We start from the raw sequence: 18298 nt of genomic DNA on the forward strand, positions 1-18298 counted from the left end.
GAGGGGATCAATGGGTTAAGGTAAGTGTTATGAAATCCTTGCGTTGACTTGCTTGATTCAGGAATGCCAAGCCTCGACTGAAGAGTTCCGGTTATTTTTCTGTTTATTCTTGATGGCGGATTGTCACGCCGAACCGGCTGGGATCAAGCTCTTGCCGCATCACGTCTGTTCTGATCCGCAAGACGTCGAGCAAGGCCTGGGTTTCCTGGAGCAGCTCCTCCAGTGACATACGCACATGTCGCAGCCCCGATGTCTCCGAAGGATTTTCAATAGCCCTGACCAGAGTATCGGTTTCAGGCATGTCCGTCCTCCGGGTCAGGGAAAAGGAGACCAACAGATATCCAGGAACAAGGCTGATCAGAAAGACCGCGACGGCCGTCAGATAGAAATCGAAGGGAAGCCAAGCCCCTTCAATCCATCCCGATACCAGCCGGAAGGCCGCATGACCAAAAACGAGCACCGGAAGGAGGTTTCCAGCCAGGGTATGCAGCATTCCGAGCCGTGTATAGACCATGTTTGAGGCAGACACGACCACGGCCTCTTCCAGTCGCTCCTGAAACATTTCCCGAGTTCGAACATCCTCGGACGGTCGAATGGGACCAATAACTCCTTGCGAACGGAGCAGACGCAGAAATCGCGCGGCCCACACCGCCTGTTCCTCATCGCCAAGACGCCCGACCTGGTCCTGGGCGGGATCAGGCTCACGACCGTGAAGTTGATCAAGCCCCATGTCCTGCAAGATGCGTTCGGCATCACGTCCAATTTCCAGAAGCCGACGCTCCTGGTCGGATGTGAATCCCTTGAGCAGCGTCTGCATGGGCAGGATGCCCTGCCACGCAGCTTTTGCGGCATGCCAACCAGCGCGGATCATCCGTCCCAGAGAAGGCCCTCCCGTGGACATGCGGGCGAGCTGGTAGGCCAGTCCGGAAAAGGCCATCCGACTGCGCATCCAGACCGGCAAGGCGAGAAAACCGCCCACGCGACCCGATGCGGATCGCCAGGCCTGCTCACGGATGATCCGGCGCAACATGTCCTGACTTTGCGCCGCATGGACGACCTGCGAAAACACTTCGCGCACCTGATTGTTCAGCGTCTGTTCATGGGCCAGCAATTGCTCCCGGAAATTTTCAATGGACTTGACGACATCCCCGGCCAAGGCAAACCGAATCAGACTGTACGAATCCTCAAGACGCAGGGCATGGATCTGCTCTATTGCCCGGTAGGAAAACAGGGCGTTCTGGAACCGCTCAAATTGGACCGTTCTTGGCTCAATCGCGCTGAGAGCAAAGAAAGCGCCCTGATCAACGTCAAATCCCAGTTCATGCAGACGCTCCAGGAAATCCCCGATGACCGCCTCCCGGTCCAGTTCCGCAATCTGGTCCATTTTATTGAGCACAAAAAACCAGCGCTTGCGCAGGGACCAGCGGCGGACTTCATCGTTGATTCGAAAATTCGCGCGCTTGTCCGGGCTACCCACATGGACCACGATGTCGGCGATCTCAATGAGTTTGCGGGTCCGATCCAAATGCAGGGCTTCAACACTGTCCACGTCGGGCGCGTCGATCAAGGCCACTCCGGGTAAGCGATGTTCCTTGAAAATCAGCTCGGCGCCGTCGATCTCCGGAAAAAACTGCCTGTCCGAAGGAGAAATCGCCACATAGGCATGCATGGTCTTCGGTCGAATGGATGCCGATGTAGGACTCAATCCGGCTCCGCCAAGCAGCGCATTGAACAACTCCGATTTCCCGACACCCGTGCCGCCCAGCAAGACAATACATACCGGGCGCTGCGCTCCGGCTTGCCCATGCTTCAGCATGTTCAGAACTCGTTCCAGACGCAAAGCCATGACCTGGGCCTCGGGCAGACGCTCCAGGCGACGCGCCTTGCGGATCAAGTTCTGGACTCGGGCCAGTATCTGCTCTGACACTGCTTGATGTTCCATGGTGACGTTCTGCTTATTGGAAGAGGCATGTCGTGACTGTATTCCCCACTGCGATGTACAAGCCGGAATTTCCGCTCAATCAATGCCTGGTCTTGCTCATCCATTGATCACGAACATTTTGACAGGCAAGAAGACATTGCTTCGGCTGCGCCTCGTTCAAGGTGTTCATTGTCTGCGTCCAGGATTGAAGGAAAAGCGGAAAGGCCAGATGTTCCCGGAGATGCGCCGCCAGTTCCGCGCTGCGTTGATCTCGCCAACTGGCATCGGCCTTGATCAATATCTCCTTCAGTTTCAACTCCTCGAACATTTTCATGACCGTTCCGGCACCGATGCTGCCGGCTCCCGCGGCGCCGGCAATTCCCAGCTGTCCCACGGCACCGAAAATACCTCCGGAGATAGCCAGATCCAGGACCAAAGCCGCACCGCCAAAAAGGACGAGCATTTCCGACAACGTCCCGATCAATGAGCCGAACCAGGGATGCTTTCCGGCCCATTCCCGGACATCGCCCCGCATGGCCTCTTTCCAATCACCGCGCACCCTGGGGAGTTCCTGTTGCCGGAATTGCTGCGCCGCCGTCCTGCATCTGCCCGCCTGGAGCAACCCCGTGGCGGCTTCGGACGGGAAATCAACGCGCCACCATTCCAGGAGCACCTCTACCGCATCATCGAGTCGCTGTCTTTCCAGATGTTGTCGTTCCTTCAAGATGGCGTTCCGGTCCGTCTTGCGAAATTTGGCTATCAATTTCCGCACCGAAAGGAACATTCTGGCACCCATCGCAAAGGGCAGCGTGACGGTTCGCAGCCACCTCGGTCTACTCTCCTTCACCGTGGAGATGATCAATTCCACCAGTTCACCGGCAGGAAACTGCGAACCGGCAATGCGCGCACCGATGTCGGTGATCCGTTGCTCGGCCCTGCGCCGCTTGTCCTCCAACTCCCTGATCAGGTCGACAGCCTGTTGAGACAGGCGAGCAGCCGAGGCAATTCCCTGTTCTGAAACCTCCAGCAGGTTGGACCAGTAAATCGCCGCGGCGTCTTGACCCTTGAGCAGGGACCGAAAATCCGGTGTTGTCGGATTCAGTGGTTTAACATCCGACAATGCCGGAGAAGAATTGCGAGGCGAATAATAGACGGCCGCATTATCTAGAAAATCGGCAATGCTTCCGCCGTCACTTCGCAACCTCTGAAATTCGGGAGCATGACGAGCATGATCCAGAACGTCTTGCCAAATTTCCCGCGCTGTATCCGCGGCATCTTCAGGCGGAAGCTTGGTTACGAGATACGCCAGATGTCCGGCCTTGGACGCGCATTTGAGAAGCTGATCAATGACGGCCTCATCCTTGTAGGCTTCCGGATAAACGACAAAAACCACGGTTTCAGCGCGTCCCAGCATTTTCTCGGCCTTGGACCAATTCCGGCGGACGACCGTATTGAAATCAGGAACATCGGCCAGAACCAGCCAAGCCGATGCCGTGTCGTTTTCCTCATAGTAGGCGTAGAACAGCTCATCCCCGGATCTTTGCGCATCCTTGAGCATTTCAACATCCGTCAACGGCAGCATCGAATGGCCAGGAAACAACCGGGTAACATCAACGACACCCTGCAACGGCGCCGGAACGGCCACGGCGCAATTATGCGTCATGGGCCGACGCCTTTCTCCGGAGGGCACGTCGATTGTTGTCAGGAGCTTGAAAAGGGTACTTTTCCCTGCGCCGCTCGGGCCGAACAAAACGCAAACCAGACAGATCCTGCCTTCATGGACCAGAACTTGACGCGGCTTGTCCTTCAGATCCGTCCAGCCGGGCAGATTGTCCGCCAGAGCCGAATCTCCCCCCATGGCATGGGAAATTTTTAGAACACAGGAGGTTATCGCGGCGAGCTGTTCCTGGAAAGCAGCAAAATCCGGCATGACGGATTGACGTTTTGGAGACAATGGAATGAGCATGATAATTAACGCTTATTCAACGGAATCCTCACTGCTCAACAACTTTGGCAGGCATGGCCTGGGAGCGTGATTTTGGGGTAAGATGATTCAAAGCCGGCACCTGAATGAGACAAAATCACCCTGAAGCGGAAAACCTGTCCTCTTTGATCCGGGCATGCCCTATCTTGTAATTGATTCAGCACTAAGAACAAAAAAAATATTTTTAAAAACAACAAGTTAAAAAACTTAGCTACAATTTTACGCACACTTGATCTGGTCGATGTATTTTTCCAGGCGAAACATGCCTTCTTCCAGTTTATCCAGCGAGTTGGCATACGAAAAACGTAGAAATCCTTCCGCATTGGAGCCGAAATCAATGCCCGGCGCAACCCCGATCCGGGCCTTTTCCAAAATATCGAAAGCCAATTTCAAGGAATCCTGGCCCAGATGCCGGGCATTAGCCAGGATATAGAAGGCGCCTGTGGGTTCGACCGCTACACCGAGTCCAAGCTCGCGCAATCGACTGATCATGAATTTCCGGCGGCGATCATAGATCGAGCGCATTCGGGCGACATCCGGTCCAGCGGATTCCAGAGCTGCTATTCCGGCCCATTGAGCCACGGAATTGGCTGAAATAAAAAAATTCTGATGTAAAATACGCAGTGTCGGAATGAATTGTCTGGGGGCGATGATATAGCCCAGCCGCCATCCGGTCATGGCGTAAGCCTTCGAAAAACCGTTAAACACAAAAGCCCTGTCAGTAAATTCCAGAATACTGCGCTCTCGTCCTTCGTAAACCAAGCCATGATATATTTCATCGGACAGAATCCACGGGTGCTCATCACTGTGTGCCCGCAGATCAGCCATGGCCTGCATCCGGTCATCGGATAGGAGCGTTCCCACGGGATTCGATGGTGAATTGATCAGGATCGCTCTTGTTTTCTCGGTGAGATAGGCAGCCGCATCCTCGGGGCGATACTGAAATCCGTCTTCCTCCCGCGTGGACACGCAAACAGGCACACCGCCGACAAACCGCACGAAATTCAGATAACAGGCATAATGGGGATCAGAAACAACGACTTCCTCTCCCATGGCCAGAAGTGCGGAAAACACCAGAAACATGCCCGGTGAAGTTCCCGCGGTCACGATGATCTGGTCCGGATGAATCTCAACGCCATAGGTATTCGCGTAATGGCGGCATATGGCCTCGCGCAGTTCGATGATGCCCTGACTGTGGGTGTAATGGGTATGGCCATCGGTCACTGCCTTGCAGGCTGCCTCTTTGATGCAATCCGGCGTATCAAAATCCGGTTCGCCGATTTCCATATGGATCACGTCCTCGCCTTGACAGGCAAGGGTTTGGCATTTTTCAAGAACTTCCATCACATAAAACGGTTTCATTGTCGCGCATCGGTTTCGACTCATGCGTTCTCCAAAAAGAGGAATCAGGATTTTTAGCTTTGATACCAGGGCAAACCCAAAGCCTATGCCATGATGCCACGAAAAGAAAGATTTGCGACCGTTCGCTGCTCATTTCAGTACTCGAAAACCCCGCATCAAGCGACGTGTTCCTATTTCAAATTTTGTGTACAAGCCACTGGAATATATTTATGATTCCTGATATAAATTTCTTTACTTTTTGGATGAAATGCATCCTTTTCGATAGGTCCACGTGCAACGTTTTCCTTTTTCAACAAAGCACATTCTGCTGCATCACCACCATTGCCTCCTGAACGTGGCGGATGAGCTGTATTATCTATCCTGGTTCGACAGGGAAGCAGTAAGTTGTCTCGATGACCAGTGGCTTTCTTCTCCAAGTTCGGCTTTTGCCCTTCACGAACAGATGATGGATCGAATCTTTGCCATTCTGCAAATTCACATTCCCGAGATCAGTTCCCATGGCTGTGCGCCATTGCCGATCTGCACGCCAAAAATGAATCTGATCCTCCGGCGATTTGATCTTGAACAAAAAACGAACGGACAATTGAATCACCCTTACGCGGTTCTCACCTTCTGGCCGTGGCGAGGCGGATGCGGCTGTTGCAGCCTGCAACAAAGCTGTTCAGCCCATGGTTTTTCCAGATGTTCGTAACTTTCGCGAGCATGCCTGTTTTCAACCTGAAAAAGGACAAAAAACTTAATAATTTTAAACAAGTGACATGGTAAGGAAGAATGTGATATGTATCTCTGTTTTTTGCGCACATAAACGACAGTCCCTTTCAGCCATACCTTCCGAATGAACAACGCGAAATCATGAACGAACAATTTTAACAACATAACTAAACAAATTAAATCAATACTTTATCATAATTATCTACATAATGACAGCGGTTACAACAAGAGGAGAAAAGAATGAAGTTTTCTATTCAGAGAGAAGAGATTCTTCCGGCACTTCAACAAGCAGCTCAGATCACAAGCGTGAAAACAGGTGCTGTCTTTCTTCGATCCATCTGGCTCAAGGTGGAAAACTCCCAGCTGCAGATCATGGCCACGGATTCCAATATTGAATTTTTCGGTTTTTTTTCCCCACAAATCCAGGAAGACGGACTTGTCGGCGTAAATGGTCGCCATCTCTACGAGCTGATTCGAAAGCTCCATCCTGGTGAGCTGCAATTTAACGTTGAAAAAGATGCGACCCAATTGCTGGTCAAGCAGAACAAGCGCAAGTATGTCATTCCCATCAATGAAAATTATTGGTTCCAGCAACTTTCCTCTTTTCCGGAGGAAGGCGCCGTCACCCTTTCCGGGGAAAAGTTGTCGAGAATAATCGACAAGGTTTTTTACTCCGTCAGCGAAGATGAGACCATGCAGGCCGTCAACTGCATGCTCATCAAGTACGCTCAAAAGGAGCAAAAAAGCGATTTTTGCGGTCTCAACGGCCACCAGCTGGCACTCTACCGCCTTGAAAATGACGGCCTGAGGGATCTTCTCCCAGAGCAGGGAATCCTGATCAGCAAAAAATATCTGCAGGAACTCAAACGTATGATTCCTCAGAAGGAAATCCAGCTGAACATCAGCAATAACCGCCTTTATTGCCGATCCGTGGATCAAAAGGATAACATCAGTCTTCCACTTTCACTTTATGAATACCCTGATCATAATCAAATGTTGGCTCGATACGAAGCGGACGATCCGAGCAGCATGAGTATCGACCGTAGGGGGTTGATGGATGCTCTGGATAGAATTCTGATCTTCAACACCGACAATAGCATCTGCACTTTTTTTGAATTCAACGATGGAATGGTGCAGATGGATGTCCAGTCCGAGGAAAAGGGAGAGGCGAAAGAATTTCTTGATAGTGTTTTCAGCGGGGGATTGCGAAAAATTGCCTTTCCGACACGGGACCTGATAGAAATTCTTAGCCATTTTGAATGTGAAACAATCCATTTTCACTTTACGAGCAGTGAGGGACCGTGTTTTATCGAAGACAAGGATGATCCGGATTACAAAGTCTTGATCATGCCGATGAAAATTACTGATGATATTGTTTATTCAGACACAGACTTTTAGGGGTTACATAGAAAAATGGAAAAAGATACCAAATACACCGCCAGTAATATAACCGTTCTCGAAGGTCTTTCCGCTGTCAGGAAAAGACCCTCCATGTACATTGGCAGCACAAATCTGCAAGGGCTGCATCATCTGGTGTATGAAGTCGTGGACAACAGCATTGACGAGTCCATGGCCGGATATTGCAGCAAAATCACGGTCCAACTTCATTTGGACAACAGCATTACCGTAAGCGACAACGGCCGCGGCATTCCCGTTGATATCCATCCGAAAGAGAAACGGCCGGCCGTGGAGGTCGTCATGACCGTGCTCCATGCCGGCGGCAAGTTCGACAAGGACACCTACAAGGTTTCCGGCGGATTGCACGGCGTCGGCGTGTCCGTGGTCAATGCGCTGTCATCCAATCTGGAAGTGATCATCAAACGGGACGGCAAACGCTATTTTCAACGGTATGAACGAGGCATTCCGGTCACGGAACTCAAGGAGATCGGAGAGTCGAAAAGCACTGGGACCATCATCCGTTTTCACCCGGATGAAGAAATATTTGAAAGCGTCGAATTCAATCCGAACACGCTCAAAAAGCGATTCGACGAACTGGCATACCTCAACAGCTCTATTGAGATCGAATTCATCGACGACCTGAACAATGCCGTCCACACGTTCAAGCATGAAGGCGGAATTGTTTCGTTCATCAAGGACTTGAACGCCAGCGAGCAGACCATCGGTCAAATCATTTCCGGATCCAGCGAAGCGAACAGCATCATCACGGATTTCGCCTTACAGTACAACACGACCTACAAGGAAAACGTACTGACCTTCGTTAACAATATCTGCACCCACGAAGGCGGATCCCACCTTGTCGGCTTCCGGACGGCCCTGACCAGGGCGATCAATACCTATGCCCAGAATTCGGATATGGCCAAGAAGATCAAGGTCAAGATCTCCGGGGACGATGTGCGCGAAGGTCTGACCGCGGTCATCAGTCTGAAACATCCCAATCCCCAGTTCGAGGGCCAGACCAAGACAAAATTGGGCAACAGCGAAGTCAGCGGTATTGTCACCGCCTCCGTCTACGAGACCCTCACCAGGTTTTTCGAGGAAAATCCGAAGGACGCCCGGGCAATTATTGAAAAAATCGTCGACACGGCCAGGGCGCGCGAAGCGGCCAGGAAAGCCAAGGAGCTGGTCAGACGCAAGGGAGCGTTGTTCGATTTCTCCCTACCCGGCAAGCTCGCCGACTGCCAAGCCAAAAAACCCGAGGAAAGCGAACTGTTCATCGTTGAGGGTGATTCGGCGGGCGGTTCCGCCAAGCAGGGCCGCAACCCGAAATATCAGGCCATACTTCCCTTGCGCGGCAAGATACTCAACGTCGAAAAGACGCGGATGGATAAGATCTTGTCCAACAAGGAGATCCAGGCCCTGATTACGGCCATGGGCGTGGGCACAGGCGATGAGGATGTGGACTTGAACCGGCTGCGGTATCACAAGGTCATCATTATGACGGACGCCGACGTGGACGGCTCACACATCCGGACCCTGCTGCTGACCTTTTTTTTCCGCAAGTTCCGGTCTCTGATCGACAATGGCTTTGTTTATATCGGGCAACCGCCTCTGTATCGCATCCACAAGGCCGGTTTCGAGAAATACATTCATGACGCGGACGAGATGGACAACTTTCTTCTGGACAAGACTTCGGCCCAGTTTTCACTGCAGGGCGAACAGGAAGATCGTATCGAGAACTCCAGGCTTCTGACGCTGCTGAAAAATGTCAAAAGCATCCATTCGGCGGCTTCAGAATCACGTAATCTCGGTCTGACGACGGAACTGTTCTTTCGTCTCGTGGCCTATCGAATCCGACTCGACGAAGATTTGCGGGACATCAACCTGCCGGCGTTCCAGGAATACATGAAGCTGCACGGTTTTTTCGTCGACCTCACCCATGAGACGTCGGAGATTGAAACCGTGGCCTTCATGCGCTTTACCCATGAAAACGGATACTTTCTGAAACTCAAGGGCGAATTTTTTAAATCCAAGAATTACGTCAAATCGTTTGATCTGATGAGTAAAGTCATCGAAGAGTATGGAACTTCTTTTTTCAAGGTATTCAAGGGCGCTGAACAGGTTGCGGAAATGGATCTTTTTGAAATTTATGGATACCTGCTCGGTGAAACCCAAAAAATGTTCAACATCCAACGCTACAAGGGTCTGGGCGAGATGAATCCTGAACAGCTTTGGGCCACGACCATGAATCCGGAAGCACGGACGCTGCTGCAGGTCGGCGTGGAGGATGCAGGCGAGGCGGATCAGATTTTCTCCCGGCTTATGGGCGACAATGTCGAGCAGCGGCGGTTGTTCATCGAAAAGAACGCCCTGTTCGTCGACCAGTTGGACATCTGATCATTTCGTCAACATTCAATCGTTCATGCCTTTCGGCAGGTCCATCGCGAATAATCTTTTTCGGGAGTCATTGTGAAGAACAGCATATTTATTGAAGAAGAGATGCAGCGCTCCTACCTGGAGTATTCCCTGAGCGTCATCATCGGACGCGCCATTCCGGATGTTAGGGACGGCTTGAAACCGGTCCATCGCCGAATTCTCTATGCCATGCACGACCTGGGAAATACCTATAATCGCGCCTACAAGAAATCCGCCCGTATTGTCGGTGACGTCATCGGTAAATATCACCCTCACGGCGACAGCGCGGTCTATGACGCCATGGTGCGCATGGCTCAGGATTTCTCGATGCGTCAGCCCCTTGTGGACGGTCAGGGAAACTTCGGCTCCATCGACGGCGATGCTCCCGCGGCCATGCGGTATACAGAAGTGCGCATGGCCAGACTCACTTCCGAGTTTCTGCAGGATATCGACAAGCAGACGGTTCCCTTCCGTCCCAACTACGACAATACCCTGCAAGAGCCGGAGGTCCTTCCGACCAAGGTCCCCAATCTCCTGCTCAACGGTTCCTCGGGTATTGCCGTGGGTATGGCCACGAATATTCCGCCGCACAATCTCGGCGAGTTGATCGACGGTCTGCTCTTGCTCCTAAACAACCAGAACGTCGAGGTGGCGGATCTTCTGGAATGCATCAAGGGGCCCGACTTTCCCACAGGGGGGTTCATTTACGGCCGCCACGGCATCATCGACGCCTACAAGACCGGCCGCGGGTCGATCAAAATTCGGGGTAAGATTGAAGTCGAGGAGCGGTCCAAGCAAGCCGAGTCCATCGTGATCACGGAAATTCCCTATGCACTGAACAAATCCAGCTTGGTAGAGAAAATCGCGTACATCATCCATGAGAAGAAGGTGGAGGGAGTCAGCGATCTGCGCGACGAGTCCGACCGCAACGGAATCCGCATTGTTCTGGATTTGAAAAAGAACGCCATTCCTGAAGTGGTCATCAATGCGCTCTACAAGTTTACTCCCCTGGAAACCTGGTTCGGATTCAACATGCTCGCGGTGGTGCACAACCGTCCTCAGCTTTTGAGTCTCAAGGAAATCCTGGAACTGTTCATCGAGCATCGCAAGGAAGTGGTCCTGAACCGGACCCGCTTTGATCTGAATAAGGCCGAACAACGCGCCCATATCTTGGAAGGGTTGAAGATCGCCCTGGAAAATATCGATGAAGTGATCGAATTGATCAAATCCTCCAAGACACCGCTTGAAGCAAAGGAGAAGCTGATCGAGCGTTTTGGTTTCACCGATGTGCAGAGCCAGGCCATTCTGGACATGCGTCTGCAGCGGCTGACCAATCTGGAGCGGGACAAACTTCTGGCCGAATATCAGGAATTGATTAAACGGATCGAATATTTAAAAAGCATTCTTCAGAATGTGGACGTACTCATACAGGTTATCCGCGAGGAGATGACGGAAATCAAGAAGTTGTACGCCACTCCACGTAAATCGATTATCGTGGAAGAGGATCCCAGCAGCATCAATATGGAGGATCTGATCGGGGACACGGAAGTGGTGGTCACGCTGTCCCAGCGCGGCTACATCAAGCGTACGCCCATGGACATCTACCAGCAGCAAAAACGTGGTGGAAAAGGCATCTACGGTGCATCCACGGTTTCCGAAGACATCATCTCCCAGGTGTTCACGACCACGAACCACAACTACATCCTGCTGTTCACAAACAAGGGCCGGATGTATCAGATCAAGGCCTACAATATTCCGGAAGGGTCGCGAACAGCGCGAGGAATTCACGCCTCAAACCTGTTGCCTCTGGACAAGGACGAGAGCATCGCCACGGTGATGACCATCAAGGACTTCTCCACGGACAGGGATTTTCTCTTTGCCACCAAGAAAGGCATCGTCAAACGTTCTCAGGCGCAACTGTACGTCAATTGCCGCCAAAGCGGTCTGAAAGCCGTAAATCTTAATTCCGACGACGAGTTGATCACGGTCCGGGAAATTTCAGCCCAGGCCGAAGTCCTGCTGGTGACCAAGCACGGCAAGTCGATCCGGTTTTCGTCTTCCGAGATCCGTCCTACAGGACGGGCCACGGCGGGGGTCAAAGGCATTGTGCTCTCTCATTCCGATCAGGTGGTTTCCTGCGTTGTGACGGACGATGACCAGCGGCATGAAGTGCTGACCGTCTCCTCCAACGGCTACGGCAAGCGAACCTTGCTGGAAAATTACCGCAGTCAGTCCCGGGGTGGCAAAGGCGTGATCAACATGCGCGTGACCCCGAGAACCGGACACGTGGTTGGATCGGTACTGGTGCAGCCCGAAGATGAATTGCTGATCCTGACCAGTGCGGGGAAGATCATTCGCATGAATGTCGCGGGAATCAGTCGAGTTGGCAGGGATGCCCAGGGAGTCACGCTGGTGCGGATGGACGCGGACATGATGGTTGTCGGCTTTGACCGGATCGATGAGAAGGAACTGCTTGAGAACGGTTCCGACTAGGTAGTTTCGACTGGCGAACCGTGACCATGTCATTTGCTGGTGAGATACAATGCCTGGACTATGCTCCGACAGAACTTGACGGTATCGGCTTGTCATCCCGGTTTTGAAACATTAGCCTCTTTGAAACCGCAAAACTTCTCGTCCAACCTGGGGTTTTTTCTTCATGTTCGAGGAGCTGTAAAACATCGTGATTCTGCCGTCATGAGAAACCGCCTTATCATGAGGGGTTCGGAGCAATACGGAGGTATGAATGAAATATTTAGTGACCATAATTTCTTTGTTTATTCTGCTTTCGGGAACGGCTGTTTTTGCCGATGAAGGCACCCTGGCCAAGATTCAGCGCCAGTACGAATCCATCGAGTCCTTTCAGGCCGATTTCACCCAGGAGCTGTCCGTTGCCGCCAGTCGGGAGATTGATGAGCGGCATGGACAATTGTTTTTTCAACAACCTGGATTGATTCGGTGGGAGACGGTCAGCCCGGAAAAGGAGCTGCTGGTCGTCGGGCCTGAACTGGTATGGAATTATTTCGAGGAAGAGGAAACTGCTTATCAATACGCCGTCGAGGATGTTCTCGGATCGGCCATGGTGCTGCGTATTCTCTCCGGTCAGGCCCGTCTGGATGAGGATTTCATTACCGAGGAAGATCTTAGCGAAGATGCCGAATACACGGTCATTCGGTTGCGTCCGCGCAATCCTGAACCGAACCTGGTGGAAGCAACTATCTGGGTCGACCCGGACACTTTTTTGCTGCGGCGCATTAAGGCCGTGGACTTTTACGGCAATACAAACCAAGTGGAGCTGGAAAAGTTGGTATTGAATTCCGAACTGGATCCGGATTTGTTTGAATTCACTCCCCCTGACGGCGTGGCAGTTCGGTAAGCGTGCCTCGTTTTGCGCAGGATCCTGGTGAGTACTTGTTCATTTTTAACCGGAAATTGACAAGGAAACTTTAATTTCAGCTTCTCCATGTCCAAGCCGATATCAATTTTACTGTGCCTTTTGATGATGTCTTGCCTGGTGACACAATCAAGAATTGAAGTCCGGGCAGAAACCGCCATGGACGAGCTGGAACAAGCCATTTTGGCTGATCCGGAGAACCCCCAACTCCTGTTTCAACGGGCGCGGCTGCATCTGGAAAAAAAAGCCTATCCCAGGGCGGTGATGGATTTTGATCATGCATTGCGTTTGCATCCACGGTTTGTCGAAGCCTTGGCCTTGCGGGGCGAGGCGTATTTGCGAATGGGAAATCCGGAACGATCCAGGCAAGACTTTGCTCAGGTCCTCAACCTGGCCCCGGAACATGAAACTGCCCGCTTCGGATTGGCTGACTCCTTGCTACGATCCGGCGATCTGAATAGGGCTCTTGAGGAATTCAACCAGCTTCTCCGCACCAATCCCGAACATGTCCAGGCCCGGTTGAAACGAGGTCAATTATTTTCAAGCCGTGAAAACCATGCCCAGGCCGTGACGGATTTTGACATTGTTCTCGCAAAAAGCCCCGGGATGGCGGAGGCCCTCCTCGGCAGAGGGAAAAGCCTGCGCGAACTCGGGCGACTGGAAAATTCTTTAGCTGACCTGAATCAAGCGGTTCTTCTTGATTCTACTGCTCTTGCGCTTATGGAGCGAGGTCTGACATTTGGTCGTCTAGGCGACTTGGACTCAGCGCTGCGTGATTTCAACACAGCCTTGAATATTTCTCCGAGAAATCCGGAAATACTATTGCATCGAGCCGTGCTTTACGCACTTGCCGCGGATCATCGCCGTGCTGTCGTGGATTTCACACAAGTTCTTCGAGAGCAGCCGAACAATGTTCACGCTCTATTGGGAAAGGGATTGGCTCATCAGGAATTGGAGCAATTTTCGCAGGCGTTGGATGATTATTCCCAGGTACTTCGATTGGATCCCACCAGCTACAGCGCGTTGAACAATCGAGGCATGATTCGCCTGCAACTTGGGCAATTGTCATCCGGCTGCACGGATCTGCAGGCTGCATGTGATTTTGGGTTCTGTACAACGTTGAATTTTGCCCGCAAGGAAGGATACTGCCCATGACACTCACTCCCAACCCAGAGGTCTGACAGTGGCGCAAATTGTGATTGTCGACGATGAAGAGGACATCCGCATCACCTTGCGCGGCATTCTGGAAGATGAAGGGCATGATGTCCTGGAGGCGGCCAGCGGCGAGGAGGGTTTGGCCCTTCTGTCCGGGGTGAATCCGGATCTTTGTTTTTTGGACATATGGCTGCCTGGAATGGATGGTTTGGACGTGCTGGAACGTCTGCAGATCACCGCTCCGAATTTGCCGATGATCATGATTTCCGGCCATGGAAACATCGAGACGGCAGTCACGGCCATCAAGAAGGGTGCATTTGATTTTATCGAAAAACCCCTTTCCTTGGAAAAAGTTTTGGTGACCACGGCCAAGGCTGTTGAATTCAAGGAGCTTCGGCAGGAAAACATGGTCCTGCGCAGTCAGATCCGCAATAGCCGTGTTCAGGATCTGACCGGTGAAACTCCGCAGATTCGACAACTCCGGCAACAGGTCATGCAGGTTGCCCCAACCGAAGCCTGGGTCTTGATCACTGGAGAAAACGGCACGGGTAAGGAGATAGTGTCCAGGTCCCTGCATCATCTCAGCCGCAGGAACGGCAAACCGCTGGTGGAAATGAACTGCGCGGCTATTCCCGAAGAATTGATTGAAAGTGAGCTGTTCGGTCATGAAAAGGGAGCGTTCACCAGTGCCGACAAGGCGCAGATCGGAAAATTCGAACTGGCCCACAGTGGAACGCTTTTTCTTGACGAGATTGGGGACATGAGCCTGAAGACCCAGGCCAAGATCTTACGCATCCTTCAGGAACAAAGATTCGAACGAGTGGGGGGACGAAAGACGATCCAGGTGGATGTCCGGGTGATAGCCGCGACCAACAAGGATTTGACCGAAGAAATCCGGGCCGGCCGATTTCGCGAGGATCTCTACTACCGGCTCAAGGTTTTTCCGTTGCATGTGCCGCCCTTGCGTCAGCGAGCCGAGGACATTCCCCTGCTGTTGACCAATTTCATGGAAGATCTGGTTAAAACCCAGGGCTTCAAGCCATTGCGCTTCCCTCCGGAGACGATGCGCCGGTTGCAGCAGTATCCGTGGCCGGGCAACGTCCGGGAGCTGAAAAATTTTCTGGAACGGCTGTGCATCATGTTTCCCGGTCAATGCATCACGGTGGAAATGCTGCCCCAGGAAATGTTCTCAGCTAACAGATCGGCATCACTGAAAACAGCACCGTCCTCTGCCGGAGAAGGCGCTTTCTGCAACGCATACAGCCCCTTCGATGCGGATTCCGATCCCTGGCCCGCGGACTTTAAGACTGCCAAGGCTCAGTTCGAAGCAAAGTTCTTGGAAGATAAATTAAATGGCTGTAATGGCAGCATCACCAAGCTGTCCGAGGTCATCGGCATGGAACGCAGTTATTTATATAAAAAATTGCGCAGCTTCGGGTTGTTGACGTCGGACTAGACGTTATTCGACCGTTGAACAAATTACGGATTGGGAAGGCTGCTACGCATAATCATGACAAACAGGATCCCAGCCTAATAGTCACATCACAAAAAAAACGAAGAGAGTATATCCAATATGACAACCTACAGCAAAGCCGGAATACTTGTCATAATTGTTGCCCTGTTTGCCTCTGTGGCGCTGATCCAGCATTACACCATCACTCAGTCGCAGTATGGTCCGGAGGTCGATCCGGGACCCGCTCTCCCCGGAGTGGCCGCGGAATTGCCGCGATTGGTTAATTTGAAAACGCAAAATTGCATTCACTGCAAACGGATGGTTCCGGTGTTGAGGGAGCTGGAGGAGCAGTATGCCGACGCTTTTTCCATTTATACTTTCGATGTCGGCGTCAGTCCCGAAATCGGGCGATCCTTCGGGACCATCCGTACCGTACCCACCCTTGTTTTCATGGACCAGTCCGGACGGGAGGTCTATCGCTTCGAAGGCTACATGTCCAAGTCCGAAGTCCTGGAACGCTGGCGCAGCCTCGGCTTGTCCGTCTGATCAAGACTTAATCAGAATCAAGAGTCTTCCGTACTGCTGCCGGATGCTTGGCTGCGTGCAAATTTATCAGATTCTATTCACAATACAGGCCTTAGCTGAGGAGTTGCCGCCGCTGTACGGATGCTGAAGAATCCGCCTGCCTCATACCCGGCAATCGAGAACTATGCGCGTGCAAGATCAGGAACACGATCAATCCTCCTCCCTGGGCACCTATCTCTGGAAAATCTTTCCCTTCGTAGCTCCATATAAAGCCCGTATTGGGACCGGATTGGCCTTGAACGCCATGGCCAGGCTTTTTGACTTGCTGCCCATGGTGATCATCGGCCTGGTTGTTGATGCGATCACCAGACAAGGAGTCGTCGGCGTCGATACGGATGTGTTGATCTGGTTCGGACTGGCAATCCTGGGCACATACCTCGGCCTCGCTGTGTTTCAGAGCCTGAGCGACTATTGCCTTGATTCCATGGCGCAACTGGTGCGCCATGATTTGCGTCTGGCCATATACGGTCATATGCAGCGCCTTGATGCGGGTTTTTTCGAGGAACGCCAGACGGGAGATCTTCTGGCGGTGGCCTCCAATGACGTGGACAACCTGGAAAATTTCTTTTCCGACGTCACCACGAGCATGGTCCGTCTGGTTATCACCTTCGTTGGAGTTTACGGATTTCTGTTCTGGCTGGACTGGCGACTCGCCCTGCTTCTGCTCGCGCCGTTGCCCTTCGCTGTCATTGCCGTGCGGTTTTTTGCAACCCGGGTGCAGCCCCAGTACCGCAAGGCGCGCCAAGCCGTGGGGGAAATAAACAGCGTCCTGGAAAACAACATCCGTGGCATCGGAGTGATTCAGGCTTTCACCGCGGAACAGGAACAACTTGGCCTGGTATCGAGGCGTTCCAAGGAATATGTGGATGCCGCGATTACCGCGGCCAAGGAACGCGCCAAATTCATTCCACTGATCTACATGGTGGCCGGCGTGGCCTTTGCCTTGCTGATAACCGTGGGCGCGGGGATGACCGCCACCGAGTCCGGCCCGAGTCTGGGCAATTTCACCACGTTCATACTTTTTGCGGTACGCCTGGTTCTGCCCCTGTTCGTTTTCGGCATGCTGATCAATCAGATCCAGCGTTCCGAGGCCTCGGCCCGTCGAATCTCCCAGTTCCTGAGCACCCAACCGCGAGTCATGGACAGCCCGGATGCTCCGGGCCTGGATGCTGAACCGACAAGCATCGCCTTCCATGAGGTTGGGTTTGAATATCTGCCCGGCAAGCCAGTGCTGCGGGCTGTGAATTTTCAGTTGAACCAGGGCCACGTGCTGGGAATTGTTGGGCCGACAGGCGCGGGAAAGAGCACCCTGGTCAAGCTGTTGCTTCGCTATTACGACCCGCGTTCCGGAGAAGTAATGGTGAACGGCCGGTCCTTAAGTACGCTGCGTCTGCAGAGCTTCCGACGTCACGTGGGATATGTTTCCCAGGAAGCCTTCCTGTTCTTCGGCACCGTGGCGGAGAATATCCGTCTGGGTTCTCCAAACGCGGATCTTGCTGCCGTCCGTCACGCGGCGCATATAGCCGGCGCGGATGAATTCATCGAACAGCTGCCCCAGGGGTACGAGACGTTGATTGGGGAACGAGGTATGAAGATCTCCGGAGGACAGCGCCAGCGCATCTCCCTGGCACGGGCGGTGTTGCGCGATCCGGCGCTGATTGTTCTGGACGAGGCCACATCCGCCGTGGACACAAGGACTGAAGAACTGATCCAGGCCAATCTGCAGCGCTTCAAGCAAGGCCGGATGACCGTAGCCGTTGCTCATCGCCTGTCCACCATCAGGCACTGCGATGAGATACTTGTCCTGGTGGAGGGCACCATTGCCGAGCGTGGCACCCATGAGAGCCTGCTGGAAGAGGGCGGGGTCTATGCAGGGCTCTGGCGGGTGCAGAGCGGAGAGATGGATAACAAGGGGAACTGAGA

The 18298-nt window shown here is 52.7% G+C and carries 13 protein-coding genes; 9 read left to right on the top strand and 4 right to left on the bottom strand.

All coding sequences use genetic code 11. The annotated features are described in order from the left end of the window. Positions 1–103: 103 nt before the first annotated feature. Together BLP93_RS06190 and BLP93_RS17670 are read right to left on the bottom strand one after the other, a co-directional pair. Entirely contained in the window at positions 104–1942 is a 1839-nt protein-coding gene (locus BLP93_RS06190; protein WP_092118672.1) for a GTPase, read from the bottom strand. A 79-nt stretch (positions 1943–2021) separates the two neighbouring features. Then, the gene (locus BLP93_RS17670; protein WP_425248218.1) at positions 2022–2480 is read right to left on the bottom strand and encodes a hypothetical protein; all 459 of its coding nucleotides are present in this window, start codon (positions 2478–2480) and stop codon (positions 2022–2024) included. A 669-nt stretch (positions 2481–3149) separates the two neighbouring features. On the opposite strand from BLP93_RS17670, the gene BLP93_RS17675 reads away from it, so the two are divergent. Next, complete coding sequence (locus tag BLP93_RS17675; RefSeq protein WP_425248219.1) at positions 3150–3797, top strand: hypothetical protein; 648 nt, start codon at positions 3150–3152, stop codon at positions 3795–3797. Between the two features lie 327 nt (positions 3798–4124). On the opposite strand, the gene BLP93_RS06200 is transcribed toward BLP93_RS17675, so the two are convergent. Beyond that, the gene (locus tag BLP93_RS06200; RefSeq protein WP_092118677.1) at positions 4125–5291 is read right to left on the bottom strand and encodes a pyridoxal phosphate-dependent aminotransferase; all 1167 of its coding nucleotides are present in this window, start codon (positions 5289–5291) and stop codon (positions 4125–4127) included. A 146-nt stretch (positions 5292–5437) separates the two neighbouring features. Further along, entirely contained in the window at positions 5438–5683 is a 246-nt protein-coding gene (locus tag BLP93_RS16600; RefSeq protein WP_139162935.1) for a hypothetical protein, read from the bottom strand. Between the two features lie 535 nt (positions 5684–6218). Here BLP93_RS16600 and dnaN point away from each other — a divergent pair. The 8 genes from dnaN (at position 6219) to BLP93_RS06245 (ending at position 18296) form a co-directional block, all read left to right on the top strand. Further along, positions 6219–7376: a DNA polymerase III subunit beta gene (gene dnaN / locus BLP93_RS06210; protein WP_092118682.1), complete on the top strand. Its 1158-nt coding sequence runs from the start codon at positions 6219–6221 to the stop codon at positions 7374–7376. Between the two features lie 15 nt (positions 7377–7391). After that, entirely contained in the window at positions 7392–9773 is a 2382-nt protein-coding gene (gene gyrB / locus BLP93_RS06215; RefSeq protein ID WP_092118685.1) for a DNA topoisomerase (ATP-hydrolyzing) subunit B, read from the top strand. Positions 9774–9845: 72 nt separating this feature from the next. Continuing rightward, on the top strand, positions 9846–12284 hold the full coding sequence (gene gyrA, locus BLP93_RS06220; RefSeq protein WP_092118688.1) for a DNA gyrase subunit A: 2439 nt from the start codon (positions 9846–9848) through the stop codon (positions 12282–12284). Positions 12285–12534: 250 nt separating this feature from the next. Then, positions 12535–13164 (top strand): outer membrane lipoprotein periplasmic chaperone LolA, encoded by a 630-nt coding sequence (lolA, locus tag BLP93_RS06225; RefSeq protein ID WP_092118691.1) that lies wholly within the window; start codon positions 12535–12537, stop codon positions 13162–13164. Between the two features lie 138 nt (positions 13165–13302). Beyond that, a complete protein-coding gene (locus BLP93_RS06230; protein WP_161946207.1) occupies positions 13303–14337 on the top strand; it encodes a tetratricopeptide repeat protein in 1035 nt (344 codons plus the stop codon). Between the two features lie 28 nt (positions 14338–14365). Then, complete coding sequence (locus BLP93_RS06235; protein ID WP_092118697.1) at positions 14366–15793, top strand: sigma-54-dependent transcriptional regulator; 1428 nt, start codon at positions 14366–14368, stop codon at positions 15791–15793. 117 nt (positions 15794–15910) lie between these two features. Continuing rightward, a complete protein-coding gene (locus BLP93_RS06240) occupies positions 15911–16336 on the top strand; it encodes a thioredoxin family protein (protein ID WP_092118700.1) in 426 nt (141 codons plus the stop codon). 163 nt (positions 16337–16499) lie between these two features. Then, positions 16500–18296, top strand: a complete 1797-nt coding sequence (locus BLP93_RS06245; RefSeq protein WP_092118703.1) for an ABC transporter ATP-binding protein — start codon at positions 16500–16502, stop codon at positions 18294–18296. Positions 18297–18298 lie beyond the last annotated feature (2 nt).

Origin of the sequence: Desulfonatronum thiosulfatophilum (genome assembly GCF_900104215.1) — a bacterium.
In the GTDB taxonomy this organism is placed as follows: Bacteria; Desulfobacterota; Desulfovibrionia; order Desulfovibrionales; family Desulfonatronaceae; genus Desulfonatronum; species Desulfonatronum thiosulfatophilum.